The organism is Okeania sp. SIO2C2, from assembly GCF_010692625.1.
Lineage (GTDB): Bacteria > Cyanobacteriota > Cyanobacteriia > Cyanobacteriales > Microcoleaceae > Okeania > Okeania hirsuta.
In genome coordinates this window covers 37799-54773 of record NZ_JAAHGM010000035.1, presented here as the reverse complement: position 1 = coordinate 54773, position 16975 = coordinate 37799, and the positions used below count along the sequence as shown (strand labels likewise).

General features: G+C 32.0%; 13 protein-coding genes. 6 read left to right on the top strand and 7 right to left on the bottom strand.

The window, feature by feature from the left end; genetic code table 11:
* Positions 1-41: 41 nt before the first annotated feature.
* Positions 42-452: a hypothetical protein gene (locus F6K18_RS23665; protein WP_287524701.1), complete on the bottom strand. Its 411-nt coding sequence runs from the start codon at positions 450-452 to the stop codon at positions 42-44.
* A gap of 387 nt (positions 453-839) precedes the next feature.
* Here F6K18_RS23665 and F6K18_RS23660 point away from each other — a divergent pair, with 387 nt between their 5' ends.
* The gene (locus tag F6K18_RS23660; protein ID WP_287524753.1) at positions 840-2564 is read left to right on the top strand and encodes an ABC transporter ATP-binding protein; all 1725 of its coding nucleotides are present in this window, start codon (positions 840-842) and stop codon (positions 2562-2564) included.
* 624 nt (positions 2565-3188) lie between these two features.
* Here F6K18_RS23660 and F6K18_RS23655 read toward each other — a convergent pair.
* The gene (locus F6K18_RS23655; RefSeq protein ID WP_287524700.1) at positions 3189-3401 is read right to left on the bottom strand and encodes a hypothetical protein; all 213 of its coding nucleotides are present in this window, start codon (positions 3399-3401) and stop codon (positions 3189-3191) included.
* Between the two features lie 503 nt (positions 3402-3904).
* Here F6K18_RS23655 and F6K18_RS23650 point away from each other — a divergent pair.
* From F6K18_RS23650 to F6K18_RS23635, 4 genes are all read left to right on the top strand, one after another.
* A complete protein-coding gene (locus F6K18_RS23650; RefSeq protein WP_287524698.1) occupies positions 3905-4297 on the top strand; it encodes an STAS/SEC14 domain-containing protein in 393 nt (130 codons plus the stop codon).
* A 1004-nt stretch (positions 4298-5301) separates the two neighbouring features.
* The gene (locus F6K18_RS23645) at positions 5302-5907 is read left to right on the top strand and encodes a hypothetical protein (RefSeq protein ID WP_287524696.1); all 606 of its coding nucleotides are present in this window, start codon (positions 5302-5304) and stop codon (positions 5905-5907) included.
* A 101-nt stretch (positions 5908-6008) separates the two neighbouring features.
* The gene (locus F6K18_RS23640) at positions 6009-7259 is read left to right on the top strand and encodes a hypothetical protein (protein WP_287524695.1); all 1251 of its coding nucleotides are present in this window, start codon (positions 6009-6011) and stop codon (positions 7257-7259) included.
* The gene (locus F6K18_RS23635; RefSeq protein ID WP_287524693.1) at positions 7260-7544 is read left to right on the top strand and encodes a hypothetical protein; all 285 of its coding nucleotides are present in this window, start codon (positions 7260-7262) and stop codon (positions 7542-7544) included.
* Positions 7545-7968: 424 nt separating this feature from the next.
* Here F6K18_RS23635 and F6K18_RS23630 read toward each other — a convergent pair whose 3' ends face one another.
* Positions 7969-8877 (bottom strand): AEC family transporter, encoded by a 909-nt coding sequence (locus F6K18_RS23630; protein WP_287524692.1) that lies wholly within the window; start codon positions 8875-8877, stop codon positions 7969-7971.
* 313 nt (positions 8878-9190) lie between these two features.
* Positions 9191-10501 (bottom strand): dipeptidase, encoded by a 1311-nt coding sequence (locus tag F6K18_RS23625; RefSeq protein ID WP_287524690.1) that lies wholly within the window; start codon positions 10499-10501, stop codon positions 9191-9193.
* A gap of 1343 nt (positions 10502-11844) precedes the next feature.
* On the opposite strand from F6K18_RS23625, the gene F6K18_RS23620 reads away from it, so the two are divergent.
* A complete protein-coding gene (locus F6K18_RS23620) occupies positions 11845-13023 on the top strand; it encodes an AI-2E family transporter (protein WP_287524688.1) in 1179 nt (392 codons plus the stop codon).
* A gap of 368 nt (positions 13024-13391) precedes the next feature.
* Here the strand turns inward: F6K18_RS23620 and F6K18_RS23615 are convergent, their stop codons facing one another.
* From F6K18_RS23615 to F6K18_RS23605, 3 genes are all read right to left on the bottom strand, one after another.
* Positions 13392-13646, bottom strand: a complete 255-nt coding sequence (locus F6K18_RS23615) for a hypothetical protein (RefSeq protein WP_287524686.1) — start codon at positions 13644-13646, stop codon at positions 13392-13394.
* Between the two features lie 823 nt (positions 13647-14469).
* Positions 14470-15084, bottom strand: a complete 615-nt coding sequence (locus F6K18_RS23610; protein ID WP_287524684.1) for a GUN4 domain-containing protein — start codon at positions 15082-15084, stop codon at positions 14470-14472.
* 129 nt (positions 15085-15213) lie between these two features.
* Entirely contained in the window at positions 15214-16146 is a 933-nt protein-coding gene (locus F6K18_RS23605; protein ID WP_287524682.1) for an SGNH/GDSL hydrolase family protein, read from the bottom strand.
* Positions 16147-16975: the final 829 nt, after the last annotated feature.

Genomic DNA, 16975 nt, shown 5'->3' with positions numbered 1-16975 from the left:
ACAATTTTCAGATAATTGTGGACCCTTAGGCGATTAAAAACTTAGTAGCAACCACCACCGTAGCCACCATAGCCACCACCGTAACTACTACCGTAGCCACCATAACCACCAGAACGACCATAGCGACTGTAGCCACCATAGCTACCATAGGAACGGCTGTAGGAACGACTCACAACTTTCTTATAATAATGGCCAGAGCTACGACCATAGCTACCATAACCACCAGAACTACCGTAGGCACCATAGCCACCATAACGACCATAGCTACCACCACCGTAATAAGCGGAGGCAGAATCAGCAGTTACATTCATTCCTACAGCTAAAGTAGCAGCAGATAATAAACCCATTGCTCCAACACTAGATAGCTTTTTGAAATCTACACAAGCAGTAAACTCTTTGTTAGTAGAGTCTTCTTCGTTGAAAGCTAAATGGGAAAATGCTAATATTTCCATGAATTCCTCTGTTTGTTTAGTTAAATTAAATGAAATCCCGCATAACAGTTACATCTTGATAAGCCTCTGAAGCTAGGCCATACATAGGACGTAAAAGTTATTTTTGGGGTTTGCTAGATACACTAACCTGGGTATGCCAAAACCCTTGCAAGAAGATTTACGTTGGCATATCTAGAATATCACAAAAAATACATTATTCAAGTCAAATTATCAAAAAACTTAGCTGGCCTCTACACATAACAGAATAAATGGACTTATATGCTAGACCAAATTTGGCCTCAGACTTGACTTAAAATGGTTCTATCATGACTAAACAACTAAAAGCAAGTTTTTTTATAATTAATATAGAAATCTCATATTTTGAAAAACAGTATTAAGTTTGATTTCTTGAAACCTAGATCCAATTATTGGAAGCTCTTACCCTATATCTATGAACATTGGCCTACCATTGTAAAAGCATTAGCTTGTACATTGGCTTTTACAATTTTCTGGCCGATTTTAGCATGGCTATTGGGTGAAATGGCAGGTCATATTGGTAGGGGAGATGTAGGGGCGATCGCTCAACTAGCAGGTCTTGCAGCTATTATTTTCCTGATCAAAGGAACTGTACAGTATGGTCAAGATACTTTCATGGCAAAAGCTGCTTTTACTATTGCCCTAGACTTGCGGAAGGAAGTTTATTCTCACTTACAAAGACTCAATATTAGTTACTTTGAAAAGTCAAAAACAGGAGACCTTTCTTATCGACTTACAGAGGATATTGACCGTACTGGAGAGGTTGTCAATAAATTTTTTCACCAATTTGTTCCTTGTATTTTACAGTTGATAGTTGTGTTGGGTTACATGATTTATCTCAACTGGCAATTAACTGTTGTAACTCTAGTAGTTGCACCGTTAATGGCGTTATTAATAGGTTGGTTCGGAGAATTATTACTTTCTTTTTCCCATCAAAGTCAAAATCGGACTTCTAATTTATCAGCTTTAATAACAGAGGTATTTAGTGGTATTAGAATAGTACAAGCATTTGCTGCTGAGGAATATCAAATTGCTATATTTTCTGTGGAAGCTGAACAAAATCGACAAGCAAAATATATGGCAGAAAAAGTTAAAGCACTCCAGTTTGTAGTAGTGGGTTTTTTAGAGGCAATGAGTGTGGCTTTTTTGTTTTTTTTGGGGGCGTGGCAAATATCTGAAGGAAACTTGTCTGGAGAAGGTTTTATTAGTTATTTAACAGGTGTGGCGTTGTTAATCGATCCGATTTCTTTAACAACGAGTAATTATAGTGAGTTTAAACAAGGAGAAGCATCCTGTGACCGGATTTTTGAACTTTTAAATATTCAACCTCAAGTTACAGAAAAATTAGATGCTATTGCTCTTCCTCCGGTACTGGGAAAGGTAGAATATCAAAATGTATGTTTTTCTTATCAGTCAGAAAAAAAGGTTTTAAAGAATCTAAATTTGTTAGTAAATTCAGGAGAAATAATTGCTTTGGTAGGAGCTTCTGGAGCAGGTAAAACTACACTGGCAAATTTGTTACCTAGATTTTATGATGTTCAGTCAGGGGAAATATTAATTGATGATATAAATATCAAGGATGTTACTCTTACAAGTCTTAGAAGACAAATTGGAATTGTGCCTCAAGAAGTAATTTTATTTTCAGGAACTATCTCACAAAATATTGCTTTTGGTCAGTTAGATTATAATATTGATGCAGTAAAAAAGGCGGCTAAAGTTGCTAATGCTCATCAGTTTATTACTAAGCTTTCAAAAGGTTATCAAACTTGGGTAGGAGAAAGGGGTGTTAATTTATCTGGAGGGCAAAGACAAAGAATAGCGATCGCTCGTGCAATACTAGAAAATCCGAAGATATTAATATTAGATGAAGCTACTTCTTCTCTTGACTCTGAATCTGAATTTTTAGTACAAGAAGCGTTAGAAAGATTGATGCAAGGAAGAACGGTATTTATTATTGCTCATAGACTAGCTACTGTACGTCGTGCTAATCGGATTTTGGTTATGGAAAATGGTGAAATCTTAGAATCAGGAACTCACACAGAATTATTAGAAAAAGGTACGCTTTACGCTCGTTTTTATCAGCAACAGTTTAGTTAATATCTTGTAAGTATTTAGTCGTCAGTCAGTTTCCTTAATCGTAACTTTGCTATTAGTCAAAGTACATCTAGAAACCTTAGATATTTTGGTAGTCCTGTAAATGTAGCGATCTAGGGTAGAGGTGGCGAATAGTGAACAGGGAATAGGGAATAGAAAGTACCTAAATTATTCTTTTCAAAAAGATAGTCTTCCCTTGAATACTTGACTTTTTTGAGGATATTACTATTTATACACCACTACCGATATTCTCAGTAAATGTTTTTTCTTATTCACAAAAAAAAGTTGTATATTTGCTTAAACTTTCCGTTGCCTAACTAACCTAACTCAAACCATTTTTTTTTACCGAAAAATTCAGGTATAAAGCCTCTCCATTCATGGAGAAAAAAACGGTCGTTAGCGTAGCTTCCCGAAGGGTGGGATGGCGTTAGCGTTAGCGTTTGCGCAGCATGACCATAGGAAAGCTCCTCTGTAAGAGGTAGCGGCTCTGTCAAGAGCGGATCTCCTCGCCATATCCATGAGACCAAGAGAAGAAAAAAATCCTTTGATCCAATCCTCTTATATCATGTCCGGTTGAACAGTTATAAATAAATAACGACGGAGGAGGACCGAGTCAGTCCTCAGGAGTCAGGAGGGAAGAAAGAAGAAAGAAGAAGAAGGAAGAAGAAGAACTGGAGTTGAAGGAGAAAGTTTTTTATCACTAATTAGCCGGACATGATATTCTTTATAAGAAGAAATAATTCTAAATTCTAAATTATTAATTCTAAATTCTTGAACACTTCCATCAGTTTGCAGAGAGAATAAAAAGCAAGCATTTTTACAAACAGTTTTGATTGACAAATAAAAACTTTTCCTAACAAAGATTCGCCTTTCCAAAAATTCTATACTTCAGCAAGGGGATAAAAAAATACTCCCTTATTTTAATAAATGTAAACCAATAAACTTCTTTGGTGGCAGTTTTAATCTACTTGCGTTAAATTTAGGTTATAGGGTAGGAGTAAGTATTAGGTCGATGCCTTTTACTTTCAAGTTTAAAGTTAAAAAGCGTTTCGGTCCGGAATGCTCCGCAAACAGATACCTAATTGCGTAAATTTTTAGGATGATAGCTGATAGCTGATAGCTAGTTAAAGCTAATAATACTTAATACTTAGCAATATACTAAGTAATCTGAGTATGTCAATTTATGCAGGAAAAATATATGGGTTTATACCCTTCAATTAATAGGGAAAAATCAAGGAAATAGAGAAATCATAATTACTGTACCAAGGGATAAAAAATCTGGGGAAGCTCTACCAAAAAATATCAGATTAAAATTAGAAGTATCTCAGAAGGAGAAAAATACTATGATGGAAATTATACCTCTAGCAAATCAGAACATCATTGGTCTTAGTATTGATGGCAAAATTGAAATAAGTGACATTGAAAAAATCAAAAATTTAGTTGAGGAAAGATTAAAATCTCAACCTAAATTACGAGTTTATGTTGAAGTTAAAAGTTTTCAAGGAATATCTGTGGAAGCTTTATGGGAAGATTTAAAATTTGCTCTGGGACATCTGAAATATTTTGATAAAAAAGCAGTTGTATGTGACGCAGCTTGGGTAAATAAATTGACTATTGCTGGTAATAAAATTTTTAGCAATATGACTCATATAGAGGTAAAATGTTTTTCTTGGTCAGAAAAAGAACAGGCTTTAGAATGGATAATAACTGACACTCCACAGACTAAAGTCGCGTAGATTATGTTTCCCTTCGTGACATGAAAAACGTCAAAGTTGGGAAGCAAAAATTGTTAAGATAGGGGGATAAATTCACCTGTCTTAATTTTTCATCAGTTTACTGAAAAATTATGCCAAATTTCTTATGCTAAATCTTGTCAAAGTCAGGGTAAGCATTCAGCACTCAGCTATCAGCTATTAATTTATTACTTTTTGAGCAGGAATTAGTATTGATAGATTTAAGGATAATTAAAAGTATTGTAAAAAAACTGACCTTGACGAGGGAAAGTGTATATTCATTATTTATGAAACATCTAAAAGCTGAGTGCTAATAGCTGAATGGTTACAAGTTAGGAATAGAGTGATTGTCAAACAAAAAAATTAGACTAAAATCTGAGTCAGGTATTTAGTAATTTAAATCCTTCTTGAGAGACAGAATATTAAGGGTTAAAAATTTCCCTAGCTTATAGCGCTTTTCACTTTAATTAAATAAATAACTTCTGCTCTCTAATTTCTACCTCTCTCCTTTAAGGAAGAGTATCTTTGGTCTATCTAAATGAAAACTTCTAGAATTCATAATTCTATTTATTCACAGCGAATATAAAAATTAAGGAAACTCTGATAGAGCGACTATATAATTTTAATTAATCTAATTGTAAAAAGACTTACGCAAAATGAATATTTTTACACTATACATTTCCGGAAACTAAATTTTTGCCTAGTAAATTTAAACATTTGAGATTAATTTTCGGAGAGGTCTAGTAGATATAGTACAATCTTGGCAATACTAACGATATATTTTAATAATTACCTCTTCAGTAATAGAAGGATTAGCTAAAAGAAATTTTTTCTTTTTTTCCATGAATCAAGAAGATTTATAGCTTAATTTTTAGGCAAATAAAAAAACTAAAACTTAAAATAAAATACTTGAATGAGGAGAATAAATATCTAAAATTAAAATTAGCTGATTGTGAATCAAAAACTACCTCAAAAAAACGTCACCTGTTGAATTTATTATTTTGAATATGTCTCTTAAAACTGCTGAATCACTAAATTATTCATTTCTCTTAGTTGTGTATATGGTTTGTGCCGATCAGCAAATTCATAACAAGGAATTAAAATATCTTACTGTATTAGAACAACAATGGGAAATTAAACAAGATACTCTTGAAGAAAAGGAGAACATTATTACAAAAAACGAAAATTGTCTATCTTTAAATTATGTAGCTGATAGAGTTCCATCCAGTGAGCAAATGAAGGTAATGGAGCAAATGCTAATAATGGCAGGTATTGATGGTTTTTTTGCTCCTTCAGAATTAGAAATGGTCAAAAAAGTGGCTAAAATTTGGTATTGGAATCTTGATGATAATGGGTTAGAAAAATTAAAGAAACGAGCAGAAAAATCTGTTTCTGAATTCTTTGAATATCAAAATAATAACAATAATAATAGACAGAAAGTGTCTAGAGGTTCTAATTTATCTAAAGAAGTATCATCTGTCGTCCCTGGTTTGTTTAAGGGAAGGGTCGATAGAGAGACTGAATCAAATTTTGTCACAAAAGGAATAGTTAAAAAATGGGAAAATGAACTATTGACAAAACTACTTATTATGATTGGAATTGTATTAAACTAATAGATACTCCCGGACTTTGGACTGGCTATAAAGAACATGATGAGATAACAGAAACAGCTATTGAAAAATCAGATTTATTGGTTTTTTGTATCACAACTGAATTGTTTGATGAATTAACAATAGCTAAATTTAAGGAGTATGCCTATGAAAAACATTATCAATGGAAAATAATTTTAGTTGTGAACAAAATGTCGAGAGAGGTGGGAACATATTCTGAAAAAAAAGAGAACTATAGTCAAAGCCTAAATAAAGCACTTTCTCCCCACAGTCTTAGTGAGTTTCCTGTTTGTTTTATTGATGCTAAAGATTATTGTAAAGGTATTGAAAAAAATAATGAAAATAGGAAAAATAGTAGTAACTTTGATACTTTTAAAAAAGTCGTCAATAATTTTATTGAACGTCGGGGGTCTTTAGCTCATTACGATACACCTGTACGGATTACAATTGAATCTTTAAACCAAGCTAAAACTAATTTGGAGGAACAAAAAAATACTATAGAAACTTTAGCAGAAGCTCTAAAAGAAGAATATAATCGTGCAGAAAAAGAAGTAGAAAAAGAACAAGCAAAACTTGAAAGTGTCAAAGATAAAATAATTCAAGAACAGTCTGCAAAAATTATGGAACAAGGTGAAATGTTACTTGAAGTTTTAACAAATAAGCCTAGTTTGTTAGAGTTCTCAAGAGAACAAAGTAATCTAAAAGTAAGGCAGTATTATGCAGAAACTCAGGCTAAAATTAAGGATGCTTCTCTTAAATCATTTTCTTCATTAAATGATAATCTTAATGAATTGGAAAAGAATCAGTTGTCGCAAGATATTCAAAAATATATACAAGCAAATCAGAATAAAATACCATCTGAGTTAAAGTCTATTCTCAACGGACTGAGACCTTTTGTTATGATAGAAGGTGCAGAAAGTTTAGGTTCTCAAATTCAAAAATGGGTTACTAATGAAAATACAAGAGAGAAACAAGCAAATGCTGCTAGTAAATTAGAAGAAGCTCAAAAAAATTATGATAATTGTCAAAAAATATATCAAGAATATCAAGAAAGACTAATTACTGATGATGCTAATATTGCTTCTCTCGATCTGACAAAAGTTCAATTGGAACAAGAAGTTGAAAAAGCTCAAGAAGAAGTTAAAAAAGCTCAAGAAGAAGTGACAGCTTCTAAATCTTTATTCCTATCAAAAGAGCAAGTTGAAGGGAGTAAGTTACATCAACTCATTGAAAATCTTGATGAGCGAAGTCAGCGTATTGAGGCAGCTCAAATAATTGGAAACTTTGCAGAATTTTTTGGTGGATTATTAATAGGATTTTTTATATTCAATGGATTGGTAAAAAACGTCGAATAAATGAATCAAGAAAATAAAAAAATTGAAAATAAGAGAAGGATTATCGAATTATTTAACAGTATCCAAAAAGATTTAGAATTAGCTATAAATAAACAATTTCAACAGATTAAAGATCAAATTTTTGTTCAGAAAAAAAATCAAGTTAAGGAAAAACGGAAGAAACAAGAAGAACAGCTTAATAAGTGGAATAATAAACTCAACGAGCTTAATAAAATCGAACAAAATTTAACTCAAATTATTAAAGACATAGAAAAAGTAATGGAAACCGACTTAAACGTGACTTAATAGAAAATTACCCGATAATATCTGGTGGGAATGTTCAATTAAATTAGAGAAATATACATCAAGATGGTTGTAAGCATTTCCTCCGGAATGCTGCACAAACAGCGGTCAGCTATTAGCTATCAGCTATTGATTATAGGAGAAGATAAAAGCAATTGATAAATTTGGATAGAGTTAAAACTTACTGTCAAATTACGCAACTTTTAAGCTTATAAGGAATTATTAATTATTTGCTGTTTGCGTAGCATCCCGCAGGGAAGTGCTCACTGCTAAGAGCTGAATGCTTACAGATTGTTCTACTTCACTCAGGGTCATTTCATTCTAGATTTTAGCAATTAATTTATGTCAGCATTCAGCACTAATTTCTAATATAAAAGCAATAAATTAATAGCTGATAGCTGATAGCTGACAGCTGAATGCTTACACATCAAGATGTTGCTCCAATCGCCCACAATACTATAGGCAAAGTTAAAAAAGATAAGAGCGTTGATACTACTACAATCTTAGAAGTTCTTGTCGCATCCCCACCAAATTCATTAACTATTAAAAAAGAAGTTAAAGCACTTGGCATCGCACTTTGTAAGACTAATACTTGTAAATCAAGCATTTCTAAATTCAGAATTTTACCAACTAAATAAGCAACAGATGCTCCTCCTAACAAACGGATTAAACTAGCACTTAAGTCATAAGTACCTGGTTGAAAACGATTCTTAGATATTTGTATTCCCATCAATAATAAAGCAACTGGAATTGCAGCTTCTCTCAAAAGATGTAAACCATCATCAAGTTTTAGAGGTAATTCAATATTAAATGAGTTAAGAATTACACCTAAAATCATGCCCCAAATTATCGGTACTTTAAAAGTAAAAATAATACCAGACCGAAACCCTCCCCCTTTAAGGATAGCAGGCATTGTACTCATCACAATTATATTCCATGATATTAAATAAATTACTGCTCTTTCTAACCCCGCTTCTCCTAATGCAAATAAAGTTACAGGTAACCCCATATTTCCAGAATTAGGTAAAGCTGTAGTCGCCAATAAACTTTTTTGTAGAGACTCCGAAAAACCTAATCTTCTTCCTATTCCCCAAGATATTAAACAGAGTAAAAGATAGGTTAATCCAAAGGCTATAAATATTCCTATTGCTGACTCAATACTAAGAGTAGTCCGATACATTATATCGGTTAATAATGCCGGAAATAAAACATACAAAGCCAGTTTGGAAAGTGTCGGTTCATCAATGGAAAAATTTTTGCCAAATATAAAACCAATTAAAACTATACACCCTACTGGAAAAACAGCAGATACAACCGAAAAGAAAAGCTCAATCATAGTATAATACTAATTTATAACAATCAGGAATGAGATGAGAGAAAAAACTGTATGGGTTTGGTCTCTAAAATCCCTTCTTTGCTCTGGTTTGGAGACCAAACCTCGTTAGATAAAATATTACAATTCAAAAACTCTAAATAAACTCTGAAACTCTTACTAATTTACTATTGCCTCTAAACCTATTTCCAAGCATTGGCAAGATTTTTGAAACGAATAAAAGAGGATTTATATATTGATTTACTATAGGAATAAATCACAAATTAAGATGTAACTTACTTTTGTGAATTTCGTATAAATAAATCATTTTACAAAGTTATTTTCCAGATATTTCTTCGTTCTGAATTTCTCTCGCTACTTTTTGCGCTTCACTAAAAACTCTCATTAAGTTTCCACCCCAAATTTTTTGAATATCCTCTTCAGTATATCCCCGTGCTACTAATTCTTTTGTAATATTTGGCATTTCTGAAACATCATTCATTCCTCTAACTCCACCACCGCCATCTAAATCTGAACCAATGCCAACATGATTGATACCCATAACTTTTACCATATAATCTATATGGTCTACTACATCAGCAACAGTGGGTTTATTTTTAGGATATTTCTGATTAATTTGGTGATATTTTTCTTGGAATGCTTCTATTTCTGCTTGGTTTAGTTTTCCCTTTCTAAAGGCAGTTATTTCTTTTTTAATTGTTTTCATTGCTTTTTTTCTTTCTGCTGTCTGGGGTAGTTTTTTTACATAGGTATCAAAAATACAAACTTGTACTACCCCACCATTATCTTTAACAGCTTTTAACATTTCATCACTCATATTTCGAGGATGATTTTCTAGTGACCTAGCACTAGAATGAGATGCGATGACTGGTGCTTTTGTTAACTTAATTACATCCCAAAATGTATCATCATGGACGTGAGAAATATCGACCATGATACCCAAACTATTCATTTCTTTGACAACTTTTTCTCCCAGGTCACTTAACCCATTCCATTCTTGTTTTTTATCAGTAGAAGAATCTGCTAGTTCGTTGTTTCTGGAATGAGTGATTGTTATATATCTAATACCTTGGTCGTAGAAAAATTTAACATTACTAATATCTTTACCAATTGGATAGCCATTTTCCATTCCTATAAATATTGCCATTTTTCCCATTTTATCCAACCGTTCAGCATCCTCTGGATTTAAGGCAATTTCAACTTTTTCCGAATTTTCTTCTGCCATCTTTTTTGTTATTTCAATCATTTTGATTGCTTCAGCTTTTGCCTGATCGTGTCCTTGCTGGTTTCGCTCTTTTTGAAAAGTAAATATTGACATAAATACAGCATCTAACCCACCTTCTTCCATCCGCACAATATCCCATTGACCACTGTCTAATTCTCCTGGTTGATGTCTGATATTGGGTTGAAAATCAGGATATCTAAATTGACGATAAGGCCAATCAATATGACCATCAATTGTTAAAACTTTTTCATGTATTTCTTCAGGAGTTAATGCTTTTTGTTGCTGCTCTTGAGTTACTTCAGGAGATGGTGGTAATTTTTTGTTAGAGACTCTACATCCATTGACTGTTAAAGAAAGTAAAACTATTGACAATGATAAGACTTGATTTTTTGATAAATTCATCTAGATTACACCTCAAAATTAGCATCACAAAAAGGTAGACTTCAATAATTAATAATTAATAATTACAGTGGATTCCATCTTGGTGAGGTACACCGATAACGGTCAATATACCTGCACTGTAGGTATTTTATCGCTAATATCTGTACTTCAGATTAATGGAAAATCAAAATATAGCACAGTTGTTGGTAATTAGTATTAGAGACTGGGGAAAAATCCTAAAATATAAAGTAGTTTTCATGCTCAAGCAAAATGATTGATAAATAGTATAAGAAGAAAGAATTAAAAGAATTCCGTTGGGGTCAAATCCCTAACCGAATGTAAGTCACTTTAATTTGTGGGAAATTTTAACTCTTGCTCCCCATAAAACTGCTTAAGAAAGAGGCACTTTTACTCTAAAAATTTAGTCAAATTTTTTTCCTTTTCCCCCTTCCTTATAGTTAAATAAAAAAGTAAGCATTTCCTGCGGAATTCTGCGCAAACAACTTTTAGTTATTAGACATTAGCTTATTGCCAGATAAATATGAATCAATATTGCGAGACTGAGGGATAATTAAAAATATTAGTAAAAGCAGATTAGTTTAACCTACTCTATTTACCGAAAAAATTATACCTTTTTTAAGGAAAAAGAAAAATTTTCAAGAATTATATGGCTAACACCTATTAATTTTTCATTTTTATTACTCATTGCTAATAGCGGTCAGCTTTTAGCTGTTTCATAAATAATGAATATACACTTTCTAGGTCAAAGTCAGTTTTTTCCAATACTTTTAATTTTCCTTAAATATATTAATACTAATTCCTGCTGATCAGGCAATAAATTAATAGCTAATAGCTGATAGCTCACCTCTAACGTAAGAATTCAAGTGGGAGATTGAGAAAATTATCAAAATATTTACTATCTAGAGTTAGAGAGAAGTTTCAAAGTATTTATCGACTATTCTGAATCTAAGCTCCCTATTCTTAAACAGAGTTGTTAATTAGGGCTTGCTGATTAAATATAAAAGCATTGACAGATAAAGGTTTTAGCCTTAATAGGGGCGAAAAAAAGTGCAAATTTTTAAGCTTGAGCGACCAAAAAGCTAGGATTTTGGGCAGAATAATTGGAGAAAAATCAAGGGATAAAATATCAGACTACCTACTCTAAATTCCCTGTGACTCCTGAAGACTGACTCAGTCCTCCTATCTCTACCAAAAGACTTTTTGAGCAAACTCTAATTATAAAGATTCTGTTACTGTAATTTTCTCAAGTTTTATCTTTTCAGCTTTATAATAATAGCTAGATTAATATATTTTCTTGAACTGCCAGAGTCAAGGTAGTACTTTAAAAGCTTTATATTAATAAATTGAGATACTTATCTGGAAGACAAAAAGGAAAAGTAGACAACGAAGAAAATTTAATGGTTTATTCCTCAACTTTAAATTTTCACAGCAATAGTAACTCCAACAACTCTCAAACAACAAAAAATATGAATTTTGGTAAATGGTTAGGCTTTTTTAGTTTGCTTATTTCCCTATATATCCTTTGGGAAATTAGACAACTTGTACTATTAATATTTGCTGCAATAGTTTTAGCAACTGCCTTGAATAGATTAGTACAGAAATTTTATAGATGGGGAATTAAAAGAAACTTAGCTGTAATTGCTACTTTAAGTTTAGCCACATTAATTATGCTTCTATTTTTGTTGCTAGTTGTACCGCCTTTTATTACCCAGTTTGAAAAATTAGTTGCCTTGATACCTGATGTATTTACAGAAGTTCGCTCTCAACTTGTGCAGTTATATCGACAAAGACCCGATTTATTTCCAGCACCACCCACTGCTACTGATATGCTAGTACAAACACAAACATTCGGTACTCAGTTATTTAGCAACTTTTTTAAGATTTTTTCTAATACTTTTATAGTATTCTTGCAGGTACTTTTCGTATTTGTATTAACAATAATGTTTTTAGTTAATACTCAAGCTTATCGAAGAGTAGGATTACTTTTATTTCCTTCTTTTTATCGGCGACGTGCAGATGAAATTCTATCAAAGTGCGAGGTAGCTTTAGGCAATTGGTTTGGTGGAATAGTAATTAACTCTCTTTTTGTGGCGACCTGCAGTGGTATTGGTTTATTAATATTACAAATTGATTTAGTTCTGACTCATGCTTTACTGGCAGGTTTACTCAATTTTATTCCTAATATTGGTCCGACTATGAGTGTAGTTTTTCCCATAATGATTGCTCTTTTAGATGCTCCTTGGAAAATAGCTGCGGTAGGAATTTTATATATTATTATTCAGAATCTTGAAAGTTACTGGTTAAGTCCAACTGTTATGGCAAAACAAGTCTCACTTTTACCTGCTGTTACTCTAGCATCTCAAATTTTCTTCACTACATTTTTTGGAATTTTAGGTCTAATTTTAGCTTTACCTTTAACAGTAGTAGCTAAAACTTGGATAGAGGAAACATTATTTAAAGATATTTTAGACCCTTGGCAAAATTCTTTATCCGCTGAGACAATTTCCACAGTTGATAATTAATATTTTTCTACTACATTTATTGCTCTTAAATAATTCAAGATATCGACTTTTTTAATCTTACCGAAAAATCGTGGTCTAAAGCTTCCCCTTTTAAGGGGATAAAAAAAGAAAATTCCGTATTTTCTTGCCTCCTTATTGCAGAGGTACTGATAACTGATAACTGATAACTGAAATAACTTATCCTAAGCATTTAGCTATTAGCAGTTAGCTCTGATATTTTTAACGAATGAAGCAAGCATTCGCTTAAGCTCTACTACATTTTCAACCAGAGAATTTAAGCACAAGAACGACGAGTTTTAGTTGTTAATTAAAGGTAATGAAGCTGATAGCTGACCGCTGTTTGTGCAGCATTCCGCAGGAAATGCTTACTACTCATCTTCTGGTTTTAGAGATCGTACAGTTTCTTGAATTGACCCTATAACAAATCCCATAATTGCACCTACTGTTGCATAAGTACGAGGTGCTTTTGCACTGCTATAACCTTTATCTACTTTCGTAAAATTACAACATTGATAACGACTTTTACTCATCTCGGCAGCAGCTAATCCAATTACTGAACCTATCAAAGCCATCATCAAGCCAGAAAATATTACTAGCTTTAAATTAATTGTTTTTTCTTCCATTACTAATTAACCTCCATAATTTTAATTTAAATTGTTGATATATTATATAGTGTTTTTATTTGATATATAATATCATGTCCGGATAATTAGCGATCGAAAACTTTCTCCTTTTCCTACTGTTTCTTCTTCTTTCTTCCCTCGTGACTGCCTGACTCGTGACTCCTGACTCCTCCCTCGTTTATTTATAAGTATTCAACCGGACATGATATAGATATAGATTGAGGTTTTTGCTTTTTTTCTAAGAAAAAACTTGCTGAATTTAGTACATTAATATCCTTATTTTTGCTACTTTTAATGCTATTTTCCCTCCTTTACTATTCCCTCCATACCTTTTTCATAGTACTTGGTTTCAACATCCCAGATAAAGACGGCATATCATAGTATTTTTATTTGATACTAAATCCGGCGATCGACAGAAGCAATATTTATGAAGGTAAGGAAAAAGGATTAGAGAGGAAGGGCGAAAAACGTGATGCATGATAACCAGATTTGGTATGAGATGTAAATCTATATTGAAGTTTTTTATCAGAAAAAAATTGCTGAATTTAGTACCTTATATCCTTGTGTTTTCTACTATTTAATGCTGTTTTCCCCCCTTGACCAAAAAATAAGGTCTTAAGTCCCCCCTTTTTAGAACATAAAAAAAAGAATTCCGTATTTTCTTGCCTCCCTATTACAGGAGGTACTGATAACTGAAGTGACTATTCCCTACTCCCTTTTTCATCACACTTGTTCTACACATTCCATATAAAAACGCTATACTTTTTTTCTAGCATAATTTCGACTATTTTCAAATATTAAAAGTCAAAAAATTCATCAAAATTCAATCAATGTTACAGGCATTAAGGCGAGCTAAAAAGTATACTGCTAGTTTAGCTCCATAAGGAGAGTCCCACCAAGCAACAGGAAAACAACCTTTAGGTGCTTCTAGGCTAAAGTTTAGTTTTTCATAAGGTACTGATTTATTATTTGATAACAATCCAAGTTTTTCACAGGTCATATTCAAAACTTTCATATCTATTTGAGAAATATCATAAGTTCCTCCCATATTTTCATAAATTTTCTTTTGTATACTAAAGCCAAAATGACCTTTACTATAATTAGTCCAAAGCTCGTCGATTAAATTTATTACACTACATGGAAATTTGATAACATCGTCAGGAGTCAGTTTTTCTTTATCAGTTTGACCAGATATTTCTAACATGACTTTTGCAGTTTCTTGGTCTGCTTCTTTCCATTTTCCTGCGGATAGTAAATCTCTCAATTTGCCATAGCGGTAAATATCAGAAATTAACATTAGTGCTTGGTCTAATTTTTCTTCTAGTCGAGCCACTCTTTCTGATAATTCTAACTCCCTTGAATTTTGTTGTGATGAGAAAGATTCATCAGAGGAAATAGTAGATGTATTTATCTCTTTATATTCTATTTCGTTAGACATAATTACTCCAAAAATTTTGCTCTAAACTATTTTTTTAGTATGTAGTAGTTCCTGGTTAGGGAAAAGTGGTAATAGTTTCTGACTTTATGATTTACAGTGTTGAGTTTCTGACAAATTCTGTACAGATTTTTATAGTTGATTCTGCTCTAGAATTGATTTACTAATTACTTCACTAATAACTAAATTGCCTTCAGGACTTAAATGAATATGGTCTCGATATAAACTATCTGGTTCTGAGATAGATTTAAAGATAGGTCGTAAATCTAGATATAAAATATTCTCTGCCTGAGTAAATTTTTCTAAACGTTTACGAGTTTTAATTTCATAATCGCGGGGTCCAGGTTCACCTACTTCCCGTAGTAAAGGAGTCATTGCTAGAATGAATTTCGCATTGTTTTGATTAGCCAATTCATAAATTTTTTTAATTGCTACTAAATTAAAACCAACCCGGTCGCCTTCTTCTTTAATTTCAGGAACTTTTGGAGCCTTAAAAAAATAACGATTTATCAATTCTGCAATAGCTGAAGGAGGTTTTTTATCTGGATAATTCCGGTCTACTCCTACCACTGATGAACTAGGTGCTTTGGCAAATAAATCATCGGTATTAATTAGTAATATTACTATTTGAGAATTAAACAAACCGAACTTTTCTAAATAAGCCAATTCATTTCTCGGACCCCAAGAATTAGCTGAAGCATTAAGAACTTCAACAATTTTATCTTTACCTAATTTTTCACTTAAAGAATTCTCTATAATTGCGGAAACTGTGTTATTTTGGTCAGTCCACCAATTACCATTAGCTACAGAATCTCCTACGAGAAATATTCTCAATGTATTATTTTCTTTTGACTCTTCTATTGGTTTTGACCGCATAGAATACTGATTGATTTTGATGCGATTTCCAAAGCGACTAACATTTTGATTTGGTGTTAAGAGATAACCAATTTGATTATCTGCAATATAAGTTAGAGGATTACCAAAACCCACTATAACTCGGAGTCCTATTTCCAAGATCCCCAATAACCCAAGTATAAGTGCTGAAATTATAAGTAGAATTTTCACTAATCTAAATTAAATTAATTAATCAATTTGATTTTCAATGATTTAGTCTGTAGTCTTGAGGCTAATAAATATTTTTTTTAAAGAGCTAATTTATCAAGTGAGTTTAAACCTATTTCTAGTAAGGTTTGTAGAAAATTATGCCTTTGGAGGCATATTATAGTGCAAAATCCTTACACTGTAAAGCATTTATCCTCTTAATATTTACCAGATAAATCAGAGCTGATAAATTACATACATTATTATTTACTAATTATAAATATTTTAACTCAATAAATAATGAATAAAATCAAGTAAAAATTGCTGAAATTCCTGCTAAAAAAATATCCTATAAGTTCCAAAATCCACAAAAATTACAACTAAAATTAAATTTATTATGGATATAGAAATCACCGAATCAGATGTGAGAATTTAGATATTCCTTAAAAGGATACAATATAGCATTTATCTTATTCTTATGTATTCATTTTTTTCTTCTTCTCTGCTCCCATAACCGGTGTTCCCTGTTCCCTAAAAGTATTCAATATCTCACCACTTAAATCATATTGCTATATCTATCTTTCCCATATTGAATAAATTATAGCTCACAATGCCTCATCAAAATAACCCTCAAATCTAAGCATTTAATTTATTAATACTCTCATAGCTAAATCACAGATTATAGCGGGAGTCATCTTAGCAATTTTTGACTGTTGATAGTATTTAATAATATTTAAAGTATAAACATCATTAATACTAAAAAATCATACATAAAAATCAAATTTTTATGGTACTTATGCAAAAAAACTATATTGCCAGATTATTCATAATGTTAACAACTGAAAAATTCGTA

Bases quoted from the DNA above. Each gene is read 5' to 3' on its own strand.
- F6K18_RS23630 (WP_287524692.1), bottom strand. From the start codon at position 8,877: ATGATTGAGCTTTTCTTTTCGGTTGTATCTGCTGTTTTTCCAGTAGGG.
- F6K18_RS23635 (WP_287524693.1), top strand. From the start codon at position 7,260: ATGAATCAAGAAAATAAAAAAATTGAAAATAAGAGAAGGATTATCGAA.
- F6K18_RS23610 (WP_287524684.1), bottom strand. From the start codon at position 15,084: ATGTCTAACGAAATAGAATATAAAGAGATAAATACATCTACTATTTCC.
- F6K18_RS23650 (WP_287524698.1), top strand. From the start codon at position 3,905: ATGATGGAAATTATACCTCTAGCAAATCAGAACATCATTGGTCTTAGT.
- F6K18_RS23645 (WP_287524696.1), top strand. From the start codon at position 5,302: ATGTCTCTTAAAACTGCTGAATCACTAAATTATTCATTTCTCTTAGTT.
- F6K18_RS23625 (WP_287524690.1), bottom strand. From the start codon at position 10,501: ATGAATTTATCAAAAAATCAAGTCTTATCATTGTCAATAGTTTTACTT.
- F6K18_RS23615 (WP_287524686.1), bottom strand. From the start codon at position 13,646: ATGGAAGAAAAAACAATTAATTTAAAGCTAGTAATATTTTCTGGCTTG.
- F6K18_RS23665 (WP_287524701.1), bottom strand. From the start codon at position 452: ATGGAAATATTAGCATTTTCCCATTTAGCTTTCAACGAAGAAGACTCT.